Genomic DNA, 18965 nt, shown 5'->3' on the forward strand with positions numbered 1-18965 from the left:
CAGGCGCCGGATTGGTCGTGCACTCAAAGATGGGGCGTCAATTGGACCCTTCAATGATATCGCGCTCCGTCGGCACCAGAATTTCGCGTTTCCCCGCGTGGTTTGCCGGGCCGATCACGCCTTCGTCCTCCATCCGCTCGATCAGGCTTGCCGCACGATTGTAGCCGATGCCGAGCCGGCGCTGGACGTAGGACGTCGAGGCCTTGCCGTCGCGCAGAACGATGGCAACCGCCTGGTCGTAGGGATCATCCGACTTCGAAAGGTTAGCGGTGCTGCCGCCGTCGGAATCGACCATGTCGTCGTCATCATCCGCCGTGATCGCGTCGAGGTAGTCGGGCGTTCCCTGCGTCTTCAGATAGGCGACGATCTCTTCCACTTCCGGGTCGGACACAAAGGGGCCGTGGACGCGCTGGATGCGCCCGCCGCCGGCCATGTGCAGCATGTCGCCCTGGCCGAGAAGCTGTTCGGCGCCCTGCTCGCCCAGAATGGTGCGGCTGTCGATCTTCGACGTCACCTGGAAGGAGATGCGCGTCGGGAAGTTAGCCTTGATTGTGCCGGTGATGACATCGACCGACGGCCTCTGCGTGGCCATGATCACGTGGATGCCGGCAGCACGCGCCATCTGCGCCAGTCGCTGGACGGCGCCTTCGATATCCTTGCCGGCGACCATCATCAGGTCGGCCATCTCGTCGATGATGACAACGATATAGGGCATCGGCTCGAGATCGAACGCCTCCGTCTCATAGATCGCCTCGCCGGTTTCGCGGTCGAAACCGGTCTGCACCGTGCGCGACAGCGTCTCGCCCTTCTCGGCGGCCTGGCGCACGCGGCTGTTGAAGCCGTCGATATTGCGCACGCCGAGCTTGGCCATGTTCTTGTAGCGCTCCTCCATCTCGCGCACGGTCCATTTGAGCGCGACGACGGCCTTCTTCGGATCGGTCACGACCGGCGAAAGCAGATGCGGAATGCCGTCATAGACCGAAAGCTCGAGCATTTTCGGATCGATCATGATCAGCCGGCACTCATCCGGCGTCAGCCGGTAGAGCAGCGACAGGATCATGGTGTTGACAGCGACCGACTTGCCCGAGCCGGTGGTGCCGGCGATCAGGAGATGCGGCATCTTGGCAAGATCGACGGTGACGCTTTCGCCGCCGATGGTCTTGCCGAGCGCCATGGCCAGTTTGGCCTTCGAACTCTCGAAATCCCGGCTGGCGATGATCTCGCGCAGGAACACGGTCTCGCGATGGGGGTTCGGCAGTTCGATGCCGATGGCGTTGCGTCCGGGAATGACGGCGACGCGGGCCGAGATCGCCGCCATCGAGCGGGCGATATCATCGGCAAGGCCGATAACGCGCGACGACTTGATGCCAGGCGCGGGCTCGAGTTCATAAAGGGTGACGACAGGCCCCGGCCGGACATGGATGATCTCGCCCTTGACGCCGAAATCCTCCAGCACCTTCTCCAGCGTGCGGGCATTGTCCTCCAGCACCTCCTTCGACAGCGCCTTGTCGCGGGCAAGCCCCTTGGGTTCGGCAAGCAGGCTGTGGGAGGGCAGTTCGAAATGGCCGGCGTGATGATGGCTTGCGCGCGCGGGACGGCGGGCGGTCTCGGCGCTTGCCGGTCGCGGCGGCGGGGCCTGGGCGGCAACGACGGGGGATCGCGAGGCTTCGCGGGCGACGGTCGTGCTGCCTTCCGCCTGGCGATCGCGCCCCTCCGCTTCGCTCCGCCGCGCGGCGGGCATGTCGAAATCAGCGCTCAGCACGCCGTCGGGCAAAAAGTCGTCATCATCGTCGTCATAGCCCGGATCAAAACCGCTGCCGGCATCATCATAGTCGAAGGGCGGCGGATCGACCGGCGCGTAGCCGCGTTCACGCCGCGCTTGCGGATCGACCAGGCTCGGCTCGCCGCGCCGCTGATAGGACGGACGTTCCTCTTCATCGAGGCGCTCAAAACTGTCCTCGTTGAAGTCATAGGGCTCATCGAACATGTCATCGTCTTCATCGACGCGCTTGCGGGCGAAGAGACGGTTGAGGCGGGCGCGGGTGATGTACCACGAATGCGCCATGTGGCCGATGAGCGGAGCCAGCGAGAAAAAGCCGTCGCGCTCTTCGGACAGATCGGCGACGGAGGGCGCGCCCGGATCATGATCCGCTTGCCGGGCAACGGGCTTTTCAACGACAACCGGCGGATGACGCACGATCAGGCCGGCGGCGTAAAGCTGCAGGAACAGAGCCGGTACCGCGAAAATCGCGCCGACAATCATGGCGGCGACGCCTGCCGGATACTGGCCGAGGAACAGCGCCGGGAAGCGCAGGATCAGGTCGCCGGAAACGCCGCCAAGCCCGTTCGGCAGCGGCCAGGTCGGCGGCGCGGGAAAGCAGCCGAGCACGGCCGCCGTCACCATACCGGCGCCGATCCAGGCAAAAAAGCGCGAGGGCTTGCGATGGATGGGCCGACCGGCCATCAGCGCCAGCGACCAGGACAGCACAGGCAGAAGCGCAAACACGCTCGCCAGGCCGAAAGACTGCATCATCATGTCGGCGAAATCGGCGCCGGGATAACCGAGGATATTGGTCGGCAGCCGGCCCGTGGCGTGCAGCCCGCTGGGGTCGTCCACATTCCATGTCGCAAGCGCGGCGATCGCAAGGCAGAGGGCAACGAACAGCGAAAAGCCGAAAAGGGCCGCAACATAGCGACGCACAAAACCGGTAAAGGAGAACTCTCCGCTGTTCTTTTCCTCGTATCGTTCTGCTCGTGCCGCCATGTCTGTCCGTTCCTGAAACTCGGTTCTGATTCGGTCACGCCCCACTGGTCCGCGCCTTTTCCGGCAGCAGACAGAAGGGGCATCGCCGGCAGGCTAGCAGTGATGGGTTAAAGCCTCTTTAACCATCGAAAATCGACGGCCATACCCCAACAAAAAACCCGGGCCGCAAGGCCCGGGTTCGCGCGGCCCGCATGATGCGGACCGTCACTTCGAGACGGAATTACATGAATTCCGGATAGGCCTCGACGCCGACTTCCGACTTGTCGAGCCCGTCCGCTTCCTCTTCCGGCGAGACACGGATGCCCATGACGGCCTTGAGGATGAACCAGACGATCAGCGATGCTACGAAAGTGAAGACGCCGATCGAGACAATACCGATGATCTGCGTGCCGAAGGACGTGCCGTCATTGGTGAGCGGAACGATGAAGGTTCCCCAGATACCGGCGATCAGGTGGACCGGGATGGCGCCGACAACGTCGTCGACCTTCAGCTTGTCGAGCAGCGGGACGAAGACGACGACGATAACGCCACCGATACCGCCGATGAAGAGCGCGGCCGGAACGGACGGCGTCAGCGGTTCGGCGGTGATCGAGACCAGACCGGCGAGCGCGCCGTTGAGGACCATGGTCACATCGACCTTCTTGTAGACGATCTGCAGCAGGATCATCGCAACAACGGCACCGGCAGCAGCGGCCAGGTTGGTGTTGACGAAGATCTTGGAGACATCGCCGGCATCGGCAATCGAGCCGATGGCAAGCTGCGAACCGCCGTTGAAGCCGAACCAGCCGAGCCACAGGATGAAGGTACCGAGAACGGCGAGCGGGATGTTGGAGCCCGGCATCGGATGAACGGAACCGTCAGCGCCGTATTTGCCCGCACGCGCACCGAGGACGAGCGCACCGGCGAGAGCGGCCCAGCCGCCGACCGAGTGAACCAGCGTCGAACCGGCGAAGTCGGAGAAGCCCATTTCGGCAAGCCAGCCGCCGCCCCACTGCCAGGAACCGGTGATCGGGTAGAGGATACCGGTCAGGATGACGGTGAAGATCATGAACGGCCAGAACTTGATACGCTCGGCAACCGTACCCGAAACGATCGAGGCGGTCGTGGCGCAGAACACCATCTGGAAGAACCAGTCGGACGCGACCGAATAGCCGGCCGAACCATCATCCATGCCGGGACCCGGGAAGACGTAGGGGCCGAACGAGCCCATGAAGCCGCCGTCGACGCCGGAATACATCAGGTTGTAGCCGGTGAACCAGAACATGATGCCGCCGACCGAATAAAGGGCGATGTTCTTCAGGCCCTGCATGGAGGCGTTCTTCTTGCGCACCAGGCCCATTTCGAGCATGGCGAAGCCGGCTGCCATCCACATGACGAGGAAGCCGCCGATGAGGAACAGCATGGTGTTGAGGATTTCAGCGGTCGCCGGCGAAACGCCGGTTGCCGTCGTCAGGTCGATCACGGTTTCGTCCTGAGCCAGCGCGGGAAAGGCAAAGGAAGCTGCCGCAACCGCCGTGACGCCCGCAAAGAGTTTAAGTTTGGAAGACATAGACTGATTACCCCCTGCTGTCTTACAGCGCTTCGGAATCGGTTTCGCCGGTGCGGATGCGCACGGCCTGTTCGATGGAATAGACAAAGATCTTGCCGTCACCGATCTGGCCGGTCTTCGCGGAGGAGGCGATCGCCTCGACAGCCTTCTCAACCACATCGGCGGCAACCGCGACTTCGATCTTCAGCTTGGGAAGAAAGCTGACGGCATATTCCGTGCCGCGATAAATCTCGGTGTGCCCCTTCTGCCGACCGTACCCCTTGACCTCGGTAACGGTCAGGCCCTGAATGCCGACAGCGGTGAGGGCCTCACGCACCTCATCCAGCTTGAACGGCTTTATGATGGCCATCACAATTTTCATCTGGTTTCCCATCCTTTGTTTACCCTCGGCTCCCGGAGGAACCGAATCTCCTTACCGCTTGGACAGGCGAATCCGTCAGCGGCCTATCAGAGACATACAAAGTCCGTGCCAGATTGGAAGTTTTCTTATAACAAATTGATTTTCATGATGATTTTATATCACCAAACACATTACGGCAAAACTGCGGCAGCATTGGCACGCAGATGTGCGCAAATCACGGCAAATGCCTAATTTTTATGCATATGGCTGAATGGACTGCAAGACACCGCGCCGTCACGCAAGCAGGAACCGCGTTGCCCCAAGGCGTACATGTTCTCACGAACCGCAGACTGCTTGCGCAAAATTCACTCGTAGAAAGGCCGGACATTCTCGTTGAGCCGGATCAGCCCCTCCTGCGCCACCGATGCCACCAGCGTGCCGTCGCGGGCGAAGATCTTGCCATAGGCAAGCCCGCGCGCTCCGTTGGCCGAGGGGCTTTCATGCACATAGAGAAGCCAGTCGGAAATGTCGAAGGGACGGTGGAACCAAACGGCGTGATCGAGGCTCGCCCCCTGAATGCCGTCGGAAAACACCGAGCTTTCGTGCGGATAGAGCGTCGTGTCGAGAAGCGTCATGTCCGACATATAGGAGAGAAAGGCCGTCTGGTAGGCGCGCCCCTTCGGCGGCACGCCGTTGCCGCGGATCCAGATGCTCTGGCGCGGCGAGCGCTTCTTGCGCCACAGGAACTGATCCAGGTCGACGGGCCTGAGTTCGATCGGCCGCTCGCGTTTCCAGTAGTTGCGGATCGGGGCCGGCGCATGCTCGGCGTCGTTCATGATGTCGCTGGCGACCAGTTCCTCCGGCGGCGGCACGTCCGGCATCACGTCCTGGTGCTCAAACCCCTCCTCCTCAATCTGGAAGGAAGCCGCCATGATGAAGATCGGCTCGCCATGCTGGATGGCGCGCACATTGCGGGTGGAAAAGCTGCGCCCGTCGCGCAGCCGCTCCACCTGGAAGACGATCGGCACCTTGGTATCGCCCGGCCGCATGAAATAGCCGTGCAGCGAATGGACGAAGCGGCCGGGCGGCACCGTGCGCTGGGCGGCGACGAGCGACTGCGCCACCACCTGCCCGCCGAAGACGCGCTGCCATGTCGTGACCGGACTTTGCCCGCGATAAAGATTCTCCTCCAGCCGCTCCAGATCGAGCAGATCTGCAAGCACGCTGTCGCTTTGGGCAGGATTAGCCTGTGACATCCGGAAAGCTTCCCTATATACCGCTTGAAGTAATGCAATGCCGTATAGCAGCTTCGAAGGTGCTGATCGAGAGACCTGAAGCCAATGCCGGCAGGACCGGAAGGGAGCGCGAAATGAAGGACATCATCATCGTCGGCGGTGGCTATGTCGGCCTCAGCGTTGCCGTTGCCGTCAAGAAGGCAGCGCCGCATCTCGAGATCGAACTGATGGAAGCCGCCCCCGAACATGTCTGGCAGAAGGACGAGCGCGCCTCGGCCATCATCGCCGCCGCGATCAACATGCTGAAGACGCTGGAGCTCTGGGACGACATCAAGGACGACGCCCAGCCGATCAACGACATGATCGTGACCGATTCGAAGACCGGCGAGCCGGTGAAGCCGGTTTTTCTGACCTTCGCCGACCGCGCCGCGACGAACGAACCCTTCGCCTACATGATTCCGAACGTCTCCATGGTGCGCGCGCTCCGGCAGAAGGCCGGCGAGCTTGGCATCACCATCCGCCACGGGGCTGCCGTCACGGCGTTTGAGAACAATGGCGGTCATGCGAGGATTACTCTTGCCGGCGGCGAGGAGATCGCCACGCGGCTTGTCGTCGCCTGTGACGGCGTGCGCTCGCGGCTCAGGGACATGGCGGGCATCAAGACGGTGAAATTCGATTACGGCCAGTCAGGCATTGTCACCACCGTTTCTCATGAGCGCCCGCACAATGGCCGCGCGGAAGAGCATTTTCTGCCGGCGGGCCCCTTCGCCATCCTGCCGCTCAAGGGCAACCGCTCCTCGCTCGTCTGGACCGAACGCACCGACGACGCCAAGCGTCTGGTTGAAAGCGACGACATGGTGTTCGAGGTCGAGCTCGAGCGCCGCTTCGGCCATCATCTCGGCAAACTCGAGCTTGCCGGCGGCAGGCGCGCCTTCCCGCTCGGCCTCACGCTGTCGCGCGCCTTCATCGCGCCGCGCCTGGCGCTGGCGGGCGATGCCGCCCACGGCATCCACCCGATTTCCGGCCAGGGCCTCAATCTCGGCTTCAAGGATGTCGCAGCACTCGCCGAAACCATCGTCGAGGCCGACCGGGTGGGGCTCGATATCGGCGCGCTCGACACGCTGGAGCGGTACCAGAGCTGGCGCCGCTTCGACACGGTGCGCATGGGCATGACCACCGACGTCCTCAACCGCCTTTTCTCCAACGATATAGGTCCGTTGCGCGTCGCCCGTGATTTCGGCCTCGGCGTGGTCGACCGCATGCCGGGCCTGAAGCGCTATTTCATCGAGGAAGCGGCAGGCCGCACCATGCATGACAAGCCGAAGCTTCTGGCCGGCGAACCGCTCTGACAAAGCCGGAGCAACACCGCATCAAAGCGCCCGGGCACCTCGTCCGGGCGAACCATTTCTCTAGAGCGCCGTGCGTCCATTCGGACGCACAAAGGACGCTCTAGCCTATTGAATCTGCGCATCGTGCTTTCCGAAAATCAATTCCGATTTTCGGGTCGATGCGCCAGGGAGCGAGGCCATGACCAACAATCTCAAATTCTTCATCGACGGCGCCTGGGTGGACCCGATCGCGCGGAAAACGCTGGACGTGATCAATCCCGCAACCGAGGAGGTCTTCACGTCCATCTCCATCGGCGCTGAAGGCGATGTCGACCGCGCGGTGGCCGCCGCAAAGACGGCCTTCGTAACATTTTCACTGACAACGAAAGCCGAACGGCTCGCGCTGCTGAAGCGTATTCTCGAGGCCTATAACGAGCGCTACGAGGACATCGCCCAGGCCGTCAGCCGCGAAATGGGCGCGCCGATCGCCTTTGCCCGCGGCTCACAGGCCGCCGCCGGCCGCGGCCATCTGGAGGCGACGATCAAGGCCTTCGAGGATTTCGAACTGGAAAAGCCGCGCGGAAAGGCGATGATCGTGCGCGAGCCGATCGGCGTCTGCGCGCTGATCACGCCGTGGAACTGGCCGCTGAACCAGATCGTCTGCAAGGTGGCCCCGGCAATCGCCGCCGGCTGCACCATGGTGCTGAAACCCTCCGAGATCGCGCCGATCTCCGGCGTTATCTTCTCCGAGGTAATGGAGGCCGCCGGCACGCCGAAGGGCGTCTATAACATGGTGCAGGGCACCGGGCCGGATGTCGGCCAGGTCATGGCCGGGCACGCCGACGTGGACATGGTGTCCTTCACCGGTTCCACCCGCGCCGGCATCATTGTTGCCAAGACGGCGGCCGATACGGTCAAGCGCGTGGCGCAGGAGCTTGGCGGCAAGTCCCCCAATATCGTCCTGCCGGATGCCGATCTGGAAGAGGCCGTCCGCGCCGGCGTCACCTCCTGCTTCGAGAATTCAGGACAGTCCTGCGACGCGCCGACCCGCATGCTGGTGCCCGCCGACCGCCACGACGAGGCGCTGGCCTACGCCAGGGCAACAGCCGAGAGCTTCGTCACGGGCGATCCGCAATCCGAGGACACCGTGCTCGGACCGGTGGTCTCCAAACAGCAATATGAAAAAATCCAGCGGCTGATCGAAACGGGCATCGCCGAGGGCGCAACGCTGGTCGCGGGCGGCCCCGGCAAACCGGAGGGGCTTGAGCGCGGCTATTATGTCCGCCCCACGGTCTTCGGCAATGTGAAGAACGACATGACGATCGCGCGCGAGGAAATCTTCGGGCCGGTGCTGTCAATCCTGCCCTACGCCGACGAGGATGAAGCAGTCTCGATCGCCAATGACACGGTCTACGGTCTCGGCGCCTACGTCCAGTCCGGCAGTATCGAACATGCGAGAGCCATTGCCCGGCGCATTCGCGCCGGATCGGTCTACCTCAACTATCCGGACTGGGATCCGATGGGCCCGTTCGGCGGCTACAAGCAATCCGGCAATGGCCGCGAATACGCCGACTGGGCGATCGACGACTTCCTCGAGATCAAGGGTATTGTCGGCTGGCAGCCGTAAGGCGCCCTGGCCTCAAAGCGCAGCGCCGGTTTCCGCATCGAAAATGTGAACCCGTTCGGGATCGATCTTTGCCTCGAACGGGTCGTCGTGATGGATCTCGCGCTCGCCGTCGACGATCGCGGTGACCTGCTGGCCGCCGAGTTCGAAGACGACATGGCTCTGCGCGCCCGTCGGCTCCACCAGAAGCGCGGTCCCCTTGATCACCGCGCCATCGCCGATATCCGGGTTCAGATGTTCGGGCCTGAGCCCGACCGTCACCTTCTGGCCGCGGGCGATGCCGTGGTGGTTCTTCGAGATCGGCAGCAGCGTGCCGTCGGAAAAGCGCACCGAGGGCACGCCGTCTGCCGCCTCGATCACCGCCGGCAGAAGGTTCATCGCCGGCGAGCCGATGAAGGCGGCAACAAACAGGTTCGCCGGTTTCTTGTAGAGTTCGAGCGGCGTGCCCTGCTGCTCGATATGCCCCTTGTTCAGAACCACCACGCGGTCGGCCAGCGTCATAGCCTCGATCTGGTCGTGGGTCACATAGATGGATGTGGTCTCGACACGCTGGTGCAGCGTCTTGATCTCCGAACGCATCTGCACCCTGAGCTTGGCATCAAGGTTCGACAGCGGCTCGTCGAACAGGAAGACGGCCGGATTGCGCACCACGGCGCGACCCATGGCAACGCGCTGGCGCTGGCCGCCGGAAAGCTGCGAAGGCTTGCGATCCAGAAGCGCCGTCAGGTCGAGCATGCGCGCCGCCTCCCCCACCCGTTCCTCGATTTCCGCCTTGGGGCGCTTGGCAAGGCGCAGGTTGAAGCCCATGTTTTCAGCCACCGTCATGTGCGGATAGAGCGCATAGGACTGGAACACCATGGCGATGTTGCGCTCGCGCGGCGTCAGGTCGTTGACGATCTCGCCGCCGATCGAAATGTCGCCGCCGGTGATTTCCTCAAGCCCGGCAATCATCCGCAAAAGCGTGGACTTGCCGCAGCCGGAAGGCCCGACCAGGGCAACGAACTCGCCATCCTGAATGTCGAGCGAAACGCCGTGGATCACCTCGAGCGCGCCGTAGGACTTTCTGACAGTGTTGAGGGTGACGGATGCCATATTGATCAAGCTCCCCGATGGTTCACGACTTGACGGCGCCGGCGGTGAGCCCGGCAATGATGTGTTTCTGCGCAACGAAGAAGGCGATCACCGTCGGCAGGATGGTGAGCGTGATGAAGGCGAGCACGAGTTGCCACTCGGTTGCGAACTCGCCCTTGTAAACCATGATCCCGAGCGGCCAGGGGTAGCGGTTTTCCGTGTTCAGCATGATCAGCGGAATGATGTAGCTGTTCCAGCTCTGCACGAAAGAGATGATGCCGACGGTCGCAATGATCGGCCGCGACAAGGGCATGGTCACGTGCCAGAAAAAGCCGATATAGCCGCAGCCATCAACAAAGGCGGCGTCGAACAATTCCTCCGGCAGGTTGCGGAAATAGTTGCGGAACAGAAGGATGCTCATGCCGAGGCCGAAGGCGACCTGCGGCAGGATCACGCCCCAATAGGTGTCGAGCAGGCCGAGGTCGCGGATGCGGATATAGAGCGGCAGAATGGCCGTCGCCGCCGGAAACATCAGGCCGATGAGAAAATAGTTGAGCAGGTAGTCGGCGCCGAAGAAGCGCACATGGGCGAAGCAGAAGGCGGCGCAGGCGGCGAAGACGATGGTCAGGAACACGGTCACCGCCGCGATCAGCAGCGAATTGCCCATCTGCAGCCAGTAGCGCTGCGACAGGAGAATATCCGTATAGTTGCTCCACTGCCATTCGTTCGGCAGGCCGAAGGGATTTCCGCGCAGGTCCGGCAGGGTCTTGAAGCCGCCGAGCGCCGTGGTCAAAAGCGGCACGACGACGATCCCGGCGACGATCAGCAGCGAGACATAGACATAGGTCTGCGTGCTGACGGAGAGTTTTCGGCCCTCGCCGCCCGATTTCGCGGCATCGATCGGTGCGTTTTCGGAGATCTCAGTCATTTTTCATGAATATCCGTTTGTAGCCGAAGGCCAGCGTGACGCAGATGACGAACAGGATGACGCCGACGGCGCTGCCGAACCCGACCTGCATGCGGGTGACGCCGAAATTGTAAAGGAAGGTCACCATGGTCTGGGTCGAGTTCGCCGGGCCGCCGCCCGTCAGCGGCATGATCAGATCGAAGAGCTGCAGCGAGCCGATGACGGCGAAGAAGACGGAAAGCCTGACGGTCGAGCCGAGCATGGGCAGCGTCACCAGCCGGAACTTCTGCCAGCCGGTGGCGCCATCGATATCGGCGGCCTCCAGAATGCTGCGGTCGATCGCCTGCAGGCCGGCGATGAACAGCATCATGTGGAAGCCGAAATATTTCCACACGACGACGGCGAGGATTGCCGGCATGGCGGTGTCGGGATCGGCCAGCAGGAACGGCGGCTCGGCGCCGAAGAAATGCCAGATGCCCGCGACCAGACCGAAATCGCCGTCGTAGACGAAGCGCCAGATCATGCCGGCGGCGACATCGGCCAACACATAGGGCAGGAAGAAGATCAGCCGGAAGAACAGGGCGCCCTTGATCCGCTTGGTCACCATGGTCGCAAGCCACAGCGCCAGCGGCAACTGAATGACGATCGAGACGAAGATGATGAGGAAGTTGTTGATCAGCGCCGTCTTGAAGGCGGCGTTGCGGAAAATGAGCTGGTAGTTGCGCAGATCCACCCATTTCGAGGGAGCGCCGTAACCGTTCCAATGAAAGAAGGAGTACCAGGCCGCTTCGCCCATCGGCAAGATCACCAGCACGGTGAAGAGCAGCAAGGCCGGCGGCAGGAAGATCACCAGCACCGGCAGCTTGGTGTGGGCGAGCGAACGCCGCCGTCTGGGTCTGCCCGGAGGTGCCGCGCCGACAGGCGGCGGCAGAATGGAGTCGGTCGTCGTCATACGGATGTTCCCGCGAGCTTTTCGGCGGCGTGGAAGCGCCATTTCCCTTGGGCAGGACACCGAAGGCCGCAGCGGAAAGCTGCAGCAACTCAGGTCACCGCAAGGCAGAGGACGCGGGCTCCGCTCAGCCGGAGCCCGCAGACCGGGCTTACATGTTTTCCAGTTCGAACGTGTCCTGGATCTGCTGCGCCGCATCTTCGGGCGAAATCTGCCCGGACATGATCGCCACGCTCATGTCGTTGACGACCGCGCCGACATTGGGACCGAGATCCTGGTCAAGATAGTTCTGGTGCCAGGTCTCCTTGGCAAGCGCCTCCGCGCTGACCTTCAGCAGGGGATCGGTGATGGTTTCGGCCACGCCCTTCGTGACCGGAATGGTCTTGGCGACGGCGCTCCAGCGCTTGGCGACATCGGGGCTGGTGAAGTATTCGAGGAAGCCTTCCGTTTCGGGCGGCGCATCCTTGGTTACGGCCCAGCCGGTCAGGCCGCCGAGATTGTCGGTGACAACGCCCGGCGTACCTTCGATCACCGGGAAGGGAAAGATGCCGATATTGTCTTCGGCCAGTCCCTTGCCGTCGGTCGAATTGCTTGCCTGCGTGCGGCCGGTGCTCTCGAAGGAGAGGATCATCGCCGCGCGGCCATCGCCATAAGCGGCAAGCGCATCATTCCAGGTGGCGCCGAGATAGCCGTTCTGGAACGGCTCGAGCGCGCCGAGTTCCGCGGCAAGCTCGCCAGCCTTGACAAAGGGCTCTCCGGCAAAACCGTCGCCCTCGCCGGCCTTGGCTGCGGCAAAGCCGTCCTGGCCCGCCTCGCGCATGGCGAGGTAGCTCCAGTAGAAATGAAGCGGCCACTTGTCGCCACCGCCGCCGGCGATCGGGGTTATGCCGGCATCCTTGAGCGTCTTCACGGCGCCAATGAAGTCATCCCAGGTCTTGATCTGGGCGCCGTCCACGCCGGCCTTGTCGAAGAGTTCCTTGTTGTAGAAAAAGGAAACGACGCCCGTCTGCGTGGGCGCTGCCCAGACCTTGCCGTCGATCGTCATCCCATCGATGGACGAGGCATTGAGCTGGTTGCGCCATTTGCCGCCGTCGGCATCAAGCGCCGGGGTGATGTCACGCAGCACGCCGGTCTCGCCCTGCGCCTTCAACACGCCGCCGCCCCACGTATAGAACATGCTCGGGATTTCCGACGACTGCAAAAGCGTCGGCAGTTTGGCCTTGAACGCCTGATTTTCGAGGAATTGCATGTCGATCGTCACGCCGGGATTGGCCTGTTCGTATTCGTCGACAATCTGGTTCCAGAGCTCGAGCACCGGCTCCTGGTTTTCCAGATGCAGCCATTTGATGGTCGTATCAGCGGATGCCGTCGCGCTGGTCGCTGCCAGAGCGGCAATGCTCACGGCAACGGCCGCGCTGTGACGCAGCCATTTGCGTAGTCCTGACATTTGCACTCCTCCCAAAGCACTTTTCTCAGTATCCGGATTAAATATCCGGCGGGACCTGAATTTTGTCAACCGGTATTTGATGAATATCGGGCAATATGCCTTATATTTGGGCAATCAATGCAAAAACCGCTTGCATGGAACGTGTCTTCGGGACTAAAAAACGCTTGTTAATTATTTCGCGTTGCGGAAAAAATAACGCCTGTCCCGAACCTGCCCGGCGAGCCCTCATGAAGACTGCTGATCCTGAATTGATGCGAGCAATCAACCGGTTGAGCGTGCTGGACGCGATCCGGCGCCACGGACCGATCTCGCGCATTGAGATCAGCAAACGCACGGAGCTTTCGACCAGCACGGTTTCCGCCATCACCGCCTCGCTGATCGATGACGGCCTCATCCTCTCGCGCCACGAAGGCGATCTGCGCAACGCGGCCGCGCGCGGCCGCCCCCGGGTCATGCTGGAACTCAACCCAGAAGCCTCGCGCATTGTCGGCGCGAAGATCGCCGCCACCCGCATGACCTTCGTCGTCGCCAATTTCTCCGGCGAGGTGCTGTCGGAATTCTCGCTGCCGGTGCGCATCGACCGCATGCCGATCGACGTGATTGCCGATCTGGTCGAGGACGGCGTGCGCGCCTGCGTGATGGATACCGGGCTGACGCTTGCCGAGATCGACATGATCTGTCTCGGCATTCCGGGCGTGGTCGAGCACCGCACCGGCATTGTGCGCTCAAGCCCGATCTTCAGCGACGAGAATGTGGATTTCGCTGCCGTCATGTCGCCGCGCTTTGCCATCCGCACGATCGTGGAAAGCGATGTCCATGCCGTGACGCTTGCCCATCACTGGTTCGGCAAGGCCCGCCATCTGGACGACATGGTGCTGATCTCGCTGGAACGCACGCTCGGGCTTGGCGTTCTGCACAATCGTGAACTTTTCCGCGGTGCGGGCGGGCTCAGCCACAATCTCGGCGACCTCGTGCTCGGCAGCAGCGCAGACGGCATTTCGCGGCTGGCAAGCCTTGCCGGCGAAAACGCCATCCTCGGCGACGGCCCGCGCGAGGGGCTTTACGCCGATGCGATCCGGCTCGGCCGCGGCATTTCCCACGCGCAGACGCTGATTGCGGCGAAGGACGCGCAGATCACCTCTGCTGCAGAACGCGCCGGCGAGGCCGTCGGCGTCACGGTCGCCAATATCGTTACCCTGTTTGCACCGCCGCGCGTCATTCTGGTGGGCTCCAGCCTCGCGCTCGGCAAGCCATTTATCGACCGTCTGACGGACGGTTTCAACAGCGCGATACCCCCGTCCCTCGCCGATGTCAGCGAACTCGTCTTCGACGACGCGGACGATTTCTTCTGGGCGCGCGGGGCGGCGGCCGTCGCGCTCCACGAACTTTATGAATCGCCATGGAACACGACCGGCCCCGCGCTTTGAGGAAGGCGCGGCGGAGTTTCAACTTTCGGGAGGAGTGAAAGATGGAAAGAGTAGGGATCGGCATCATCGGATGCGGCAATATTTCGGGCGCCTACCTGAAGGCGATGGCCGGGTTCGACATTCTCGAAATCCGCGGCATTGCCGACCTCAACCAGGCTGCCGCCGAAGCAAAGGCGGCCGAATTCAACGTACCGGTGAGCACGATCGACCGGCTGATGAGGGAACCCAAGGTCGAGATCATCCTCAACCTCACCATTCCGCGCGCCCATGTAGAGGTCGGCCTGAAGGCGCTTGCGGCCGGAAAGCACACTTATTCGGAAAAGCCGCTCGGCATTAATTTCGCGGAAGGGAAAAAACTTGCCGAGGCGGCGAAAAAGGCAGGACTGAGGATCGGCGCGGCGCCCGACACCTTTCTTGGCGGCGGACACCAGACCTCCCGTGCGGTCGTCGACAGCGGCGCCCTCGGCCTTGCCGTCGGCGGCACCGCGAGCTTTATGCGGCCGGGACACGAGTCCTGGCACCCGAACCCGGACTTCTACTACGATATCGGCGGCGGCCCGATGCTCGACATGGGCCCCTATTACATCACCGACCTCGTCAATCTCTTCGGCCCGGTCAAAAGCGTCGCGGGCTTTGCCACCATGCTGCGCCGGGAGCGCACGATCACCAGCGAGCCGCGCCGGGGCGAGATCATCCAGGTCAAGGTGCCGACCCATATCGCCGGCGTGCTTTCGTTTGAAAACGGTGCGGTGGTGCAGGTGACGATGAGCTTCGATGTCGCCGGCCACAAGCATGTGCCGATCGAGATCTATGGCACGGAAGGCACGCTGCTCGTGCCGGACCCCAATTTCTTCAAGGGGCCGATCTCGCTTCTCAAAAAGGGCGGCGAATTCGAGGACTACCCCGTCGATCAGCCCTATGCGGACGACAATTACCGATCCATCGGCCTTGCCGACATGGCCTATGCGATCCGCAACGACAGGCCGCACAGAGCCAATGGCGATCTGGCGCTGCACGTGCTGGAGGTGATGGAGGCCTTCGGCATTGCCGCCGAGACCGGAAAGACCGTCGCGATCTCAACGACCGTCGAGCGACCGGCGCCGCTGTCGGATTCACTCGTCAACGGCGTGCTCGGCAAATAGGTCGAGCGCCGGGAAGATTTCAAACCGGCCGGGCTTCCTGAACGGCCGAAGATGAAGGAGAACAATCATGCGCGAAGCACTTATCGTCTGGGGCGGCTGGAGCGGTCACGAGCCAGAGGAATGCGCCCATATCATCCGCGACATGCTGCAGGAGGATGGGTTCAAGGTCTATGTGGAGCATTCCACCGAGGCCTTCGCCGACCCGCAGATCAAGGATCTGAGCCTGATCGTGCCGATCGTGACCATGTCGAAGATCGAGAAGGAGGAGGTGAAGAACCTTTCCGCCGCCGTGGAGAGCGGCGTCGGCATTGCCGGCTATCACGGCGGGGCGGGTGACGCCTTCCGCGATTCAGTCGACTACCAGTTCATCATCGGCGGCCAATGGGTCGCCCACCCAGGCAACATCATCGACTACCGGGTGAATGTGACGAAGCCGGACGATCCGATCATGGAAGGCATCTCGGATTTCCCCTACACTTCAGAACAGTATTACATGCATGTGGACCCCTCTAACGAGGTCCTGGCCACGACCACCTTTGCCGGCGACCATGCCGAATGGATCGACGGCGTGGTCATGCCCGTGGTCTGGAAACGGCGTCACGGCAAGGGCCGGGTCTTCTATTCCTCGCTCGGCCATGTGGCGAGCGAGTTTCAGGTTCCGGAGATGGCGACCATCTTCCGTCGCGGCGCCAACTGGGCGGCGCGCTGACATTGCAATAGGCGAAGGTCACCCACCGGTCTTCGCTCAGAAAACAGGAGAATATCATGGAATATCGCAGGCTTGGAAACAGCGGCACGGTCGTCACCAATCTCTGCCTTGGGACCATGACCTTTGGCGACGAGGCCGACGAGGCGACATCCTTTCGCCTGATGGATGCCTATGTGGCAGCCGGCGGCAATTTCATCGACACCGCCAATGTCTATTCGACCGGCCTCTCGGAGGAAATCGTCGGCCGCTGGCTGAAGCAGAAGCCGGATATCACCAAGGAGCTGGTGATTGCCACCAAGGCGCGGTTTCCCATGGGCGACGGTCCGAACCGCATCGGTCTTTCGCGCAAGAACCTGGCCGAGGCGCTCGATGCCTCGCTTGTCCGCCTCGGCGTCGAGCAGATCGACCTCTACCAGCTTCACGCATGGGACGCGTTGACGCCGCTGGAGGAATCGCTACGCTTTCTCGATGACGCCATTTCGAGCGGCAAGATCGCCTATTACGGCTTTTCCAACTTCATCGGCTGGCAGTTGACCAAGGCGGTCTGGATCGCGAAATCGAGCGGCTTCGCCGCCCCGGTAACGCTGCAGCCGCAATATAATCTTCTGGCGCGCGGCATCGAGCACGAGATCGTACCGGCCTGCGAGGATGCGGGCATGGGGCTCCTGCCCTGGTCGCCGCTCGCCGGCGGCTGGCTTTCCGGCAAGTACAAGCGCGACCAGATGCCGAGCGGCGCCACCCGGCTCGGCGAAAATCCGGCGCGCGGCATGGAGGCCTATGACAAGCACAATGCCAAATCCGTGACCTGGGAGGTTCTGGGCGCGCTGGAGGACATCGCGGACGCCCACAACGCCAGCATGGCTCAGGTGGCGCTCGCCTGGCTTGCCGACCAACCTTCGGTCACCTCCGTCATTCTGGGCGCGCGCACGGAGGCCCAACTTGCCGACAATCTCGGCGCGGCAGACCTGAAGCTTTCGGACGCGGAAATCGGTCGGCTCACCGAGGTCAGCACCCAGACCATGCCGGATTATCCTTACGGTCCGGCCGGCGTCGCCCAGCGCTTCCGCAAGATCGAGGGCGGGCGGTAACAGGAACGCGGCCATCTTGGCGGCGCCAGACTGCTGACAAACCCTTTTAGGGACATCCGGAGCCCGCCTCCCCCTTTTCCGTCACCCCGGCCTTGAGCCGGGGTCCAGGGCTGCCGAACGCCTTGCGCCCGAAGGATGCAAGTGGATAGCCAAAATTGCTTGGCCCTGGATGCCGGATCGAGCCCGGCATGACGGAAGTATCTGATGGGCAATTGGTCAAAAAACTGTGGCAGGGTTTGCCAGGCCTTCGATTTGCTGAAAGACTTGCCCTTCCCAAGTGCGAGCCGTTACGCTGACGGCCCGTCAGCCCTCCAGGAACGGCGCGATCAGCGCCAGGTCGGCCTTCGACAGACGGTCGGAGGCCGTCCAGGTCTGGTGCCAATAGGGATAGATGAGCGGCGGCCGGCTGACCGCCTCGAGCCTCGCCATCTCCTCGTCGTTCAGCGTCAGTCCGGCAGCACCGAGATTGTCTTCAAGCTGCGCATCGGTGCGCGCTCCGACGATGAGCGAGGCCACGCCCGGACGCGCCAGAAGCCAGGCGAGCGCCACCTGCGCCGGCGTCGCGCCCTTGGCGGAAGCGATATCGATCAGCACCTCGACGATGTCATAAAGCGCCTCGATATCGCGCACCGGCGGTTCGTTCCATTCGGCGGCGCGGCGCGTACCCTCGGGCTCCGGCTGGTTGCGGCGGTATTTGCCGGAAAGAAGCCCGCCGGCCAGCGGCGACCAGACGACAATGCCGACTTCCTGATCGAGCGCGATCGGCATCAGTTCATATTCAGCCTCACGCGCCTGCAGCGTGTAGTGGATCTGCTGCGCCACGGGCCGCACCAATCCTTCTCGCTCGGCAACACCCAGCGTCTTCATCAGATGCCAGCCGGAGAAATTGGAAACGCCGACATAGCGGATCTTGCCGGCGCGAACGAGATCGTCGAGGGCTGCGAGCGTTTCTTCCACCGGCGTCTGACCGTCCCACTGGTGCAGCCAGTACATGTCGATGTAATCGGTCTTCAACCGCTTGAGGCTCGCCTCGCAGGCGCGCACCAGATGGTGGCGCGAGAGGCCGCGATCGTTCGGCCCCTGCTCGAAGGCGGGAAACCGCGCCTTGGTGGCGAGCAGCAACCGGTCGCGCTTGTCGGCGATCGCCTCGCCAATGATCTCCTCCGAAACGCCGGCTGAATAGACGTCAGCCGTATCGATCATGTTGACGCCGGCATCGACACACATGTCGATCTGGCGCTTCGCCCCTTGAAGATCGGTGTTTCCGGTCTTGGAGAAGGCAGCCTTGCCGCCGAAGGTCATGGTGCCAAGCGTGAGCGCGGAGACTTTCAGACCCGAACGGCCGAGTGTGCGGTACTGCATACGCTTTTCCTTTCCGGTTTTGC

Annotated in this window: 15 protein-coding genes; 6 read left to right on the top strand and 9 right to left on the bottom strand. The window is 62.6% G+C overall.

Annotated features, from left to right (window positions below):
* Positions 1 to 37: 37 nt before the first annotated feature.
* From FF124_RS12440 to tesB, 4 genes are all read right to left on the bottom strand, one after another.
* Positions 38 to 2764, bottom strand: a complete 2727-nt coding sequence (locus tag FF124_RS12440; RefSeq protein ID WP_138748813.1) for an FtsK/SpoIIIE family DNA translocase — start codon at positions 2762 to 2764, stop codon at positions 38 to 40.
* A 220-nt stretch (positions 2765 to 2984) separates the two neighbouring features.
* Positions 2985 to 4313, bottom strand: coding sequence for an ammonium transporter family protein (locus FF124_RS12445; RefSeq protein WP_138748814.1), 1329 nt, complete (start codon positions 4311 to 4313; stop codon positions 2985 to 2987).
* Between the two features lie 22 nt (positions 4314 to 4335).
* On the bottom strand, positions 4336 to 4686 hold the full coding sequence (locus tag FF124_RS12450; protein ID WP_018064835.1) for a P-II family nitrogen regulator: 351 nt from the start codon (positions 4684 to 4686) through the stop codon (positions 4336 to 4338).
* 332 nt (positions 4687 to 5018) lie between these two features.
* Positions 5019 to 5909, bottom strand: a complete 891-nt coding sequence (tesB, locus tag FF124_RS12455) for an acyl-CoA thioesterase II (protein ID WP_138748815.1) — start codon at positions 5907 to 5909, stop codon at positions 5019 to 5021.
* A gap of 113 nt (positions 5910 to 6022) precedes the next feature.
* Between tesB and FF124_RS12460 the strand changes: the two genes are divergently transcribed.
* A complete protein-coding gene (locus tag FF124_RS12460; RefSeq protein ID WP_138748816.1) occupies positions 6023 to 7237 on the top strand; it encodes a ubiquinone biosynthesis hydroxylase in 1215 nt (404 codons plus the stop codon).
* A 178-nt stretch (positions 7238 to 7415) separates the two neighbouring features.
* Positions 7416 to 8843, top strand: coding sequence for an aldehyde dehydrogenase family protein (locus tag FF124_RS12465; protein WP_138748817.1), 1428 nt, complete (start codon positions 7416 to 7418; stop codon positions 8841 to 8843).
* A gap of 12 nt (positions 8844 to 8855) precedes the next feature.
* On the opposite strand, the gene FF124_RS12470 is transcribed toward FF124_RS12465, so the two are convergent.
* The 4 genes from FF124_RS12470 to FF124_RS12485 all read right to left on the bottom strand — a co-directional run bounded on the left by FF124_RS12470 (position 8856) and on the right by FF124_RS12485 (position 13214).
* Positions 8856 to 9932 (bottom strand): ABC transporter ATP-binding protein, encoded by a 1077-nt coding sequence (locus tag FF124_RS12470; protein ID WP_138748818.1) that lies wholly within the window; start codon positions 9930 to 9932, stop codon positions 8856 to 8858.
* 22 nt (positions 9933 to 9954) lie between these two features.
* Positions 9955 to 10839 (bottom strand): carbohydrate ABC transporter permease, encoded by an 885-nt coding sequence (locus FF124_RS12475; protein WP_138748819.1) that lies wholly within the window; start codon positions 10837 to 10839, stop codon positions 9955 to 9957.
* Positions 10832 to 11770, bottom strand: coding sequence for a carbohydrate ABC transporter permease (locus tag FF124_RS12480; protein ID WP_187326918.1), 939 nt, complete (start codon positions 11768 to 11770; stop codon positions 10832 to 10834). The genes FF124_RS12475 and FF124_RS12480 overlap by 8 nt, the downstream gene beginning before the upstream one ends.
* 148 nt (positions 11771 to 11918) lie before the next feature.
* Positions 11919 to 13214 (bottom strand): extracellular solute-binding protein, encoded by a 1296-nt coding sequence (locus FF124_RS12485; RefSeq protein ID WP_138748820.1) that lies wholly within the window; start codon positions 13212 to 13214, stop codon positions 11919 to 11921.
* A gap of 227 nt (positions 13215 to 13441) precedes the next feature.
* Between FF124_RS12485 and FF124_RS12490 the strand changes: the two genes are divergently transcribed.
* The 4 genes from FF124_RS12490 (at position 13442) to FF124_RS12505 (ending at position 17580) form a co-directional block, all read left to right on the top strand.
* Positions 13442 to 14641, top strand: coding sequence for an ROK family transcriptional regulator (locus FF124_RS12490; RefSeq protein ID WP_138748821.1), 1200 nt, complete (start codon positions 13442 to 13444; stop codon positions 14639 to 14641).
* A 41-nt stretch (positions 14642 to 14682) separates the two neighbouring features.
* Positions 14683 to 15783 (top strand): Gfo/Idh/MocA family protein, encoded by a 1101-nt coding sequence (locus tag FF124_RS12495; RefSeq protein WP_138748822.1) that lies wholly within the window; start codon positions 14683 to 14685, stop codon positions 15781 to 15783.
* Positions 15784 to 15850: 67 nt separating this feature from the next.
* Positions 15851 to 16492, top strand: coding sequence for a ThuA domain-containing protein (locus FF124_RS12500; RefSeq protein ID WP_138748823.1), 642 nt, complete (start codon positions 15851 to 15853; stop codon positions 16490 to 16492).
* 56 nt (positions 16493 to 16548) lie between these two features.
* Positions 16549 to 17580, top strand: coding sequence for an aldo/keto reductase (locus FF124_RS12505; RefSeq protein ID WP_138748824.1), 1032 nt, complete (start codon positions 16549 to 16551; stop codon positions 17578 to 17580).
* Between the two features lie 303 nt (positions 17581 to 17883).
* On the opposite strand, the gene FF124_RS12510 is transcribed toward FF124_RS12505, so the two are convergent.
* Positions 17884 to 18942, bottom strand: a complete 1059-nt coding sequence (locus FF124_RS12510; protein WP_138748825.1) for an aldo/keto reductase — start codon at positions 18940 to 18942, stop codon at positions 17884 to 17886.
* Positions 18943 to 18965: the final 23 nt, after the last annotated feature.

The organism is Martelella lutilitoris, assembly GCF_005924265.1.
Lineage (GTDB): Bacteria > Pseudomonadota > Alphaproteobacteria > Rhizobiales > Rhizobiaceae > Martelella > Martelella lutilitoris.

Excerpts from the sequence above, each read along its gene's own strand:
- FF124_RS12460 (WP_138748816.1), top strand. The coding sequence starts at position 6,023 with ATGAAGGACATCATCATCGTCGGCGGTGGCTATGTCGGCCTCAGCGTT.
- FF124_RS12510 (WP_138748825.1), bottom strand. The coding sequence starts at position 18,942 with ATGCAGTACCGCACACTCGGCCGTTCGGGTCTGAAAGTCTCCGCGCTC.
- FF124_RS12470 (WP_138748818.1), bottom strand. The coding sequence starts at position 9,932 with ATGGCATCCGTCACCCTCAACACTGTCAGAAAGTCCTACGGCGCGCTC.
- FF124_RS12465 (WP_138748817.1), top strand. The coding sequence starts at position 7,416 with ATGACCAACAATCTCAAATTCTTCATCGACGGCGCCTGGGTGGACCCG.
- FF124_RS12440 (WP_138748813.1), bottom strand. The coding sequence starts at position 2,764 with ATGGCGGCACGAGCAGAACGATACGAGGAAAAGAACAGCGGAGAGTTC.
- FF124_RS12500 (WP_138748823.1), top strand. The coding sequence starts at position 15,851 with ATGCGCGAAGCACTTATCGTCTGGGGCGGCTGGAGCGGTCACGAGCCA.
- tesB (WP_138748815.1), bottom strand. The coding sequence starts at position 5,909 with ATGTCACAGGCTAATCCTGCCCAAAGCGACAGCGTGCTTGCAGATCTG.
- FF124_RS12505 (WP_138748824.1), top strand. The coding sequence starts at position 16,549 with ATGGAATATCGCAGGCTTGGAAACAGCGGCACGGTCGTCACCAATCTC.
- FF124_RS12450 (WP_018064835.1), bottom strand. The coding sequence starts at position 4,686 with ATGGGAAACCAGATGAAAATTGTGATGGCCATCATAAAGCCGTTCAAG.
- FF124_RS12490 (WP_138748821.1), top strand. The coding sequence starts at position 13,442 with ATGAAGACTGCTGATCCTGAATTGATGCGAGCAATCAACCGGTTGAGC.
- FF124_RS12480 (WP_187326918.1), bottom strand. The coding sequence starts at position 11,770 with ATGACGACGACCGACTCCATTCTGCCGCCGCCTGTCGGCGCGGCACCT.
- FF124_RS12475 (WP_138748819.1), bottom strand. The coding sequence starts at position 10,839 with ATGACTGAGATCTCCGAAAACGCACCGATCGATGCCGCGAAATCGGGC.
- FF124_RS12495 (WP_138748822.1), top strand. The coding sequence starts at position 14,683 with ATGGAAAGAGTAGGGATCGGCATCATCGGATGCGGCAATATTTCGGGC.
- FF124_RS12485 (WP_138748820.1), bottom strand. The coding sequence starts at position 13,214 with ATGTCAGGACTACGCAAATGGCTGCGTCACAGCGCGGCCGTTGCCGTG.
- FF124_RS12445 (WP_138748814.1), bottom strand. The coding sequence starts at position 4,313 with ATGTCTTCCAAACTTAAACTCTTTGCGGGCGTCACGGCGGTTGCGGCA.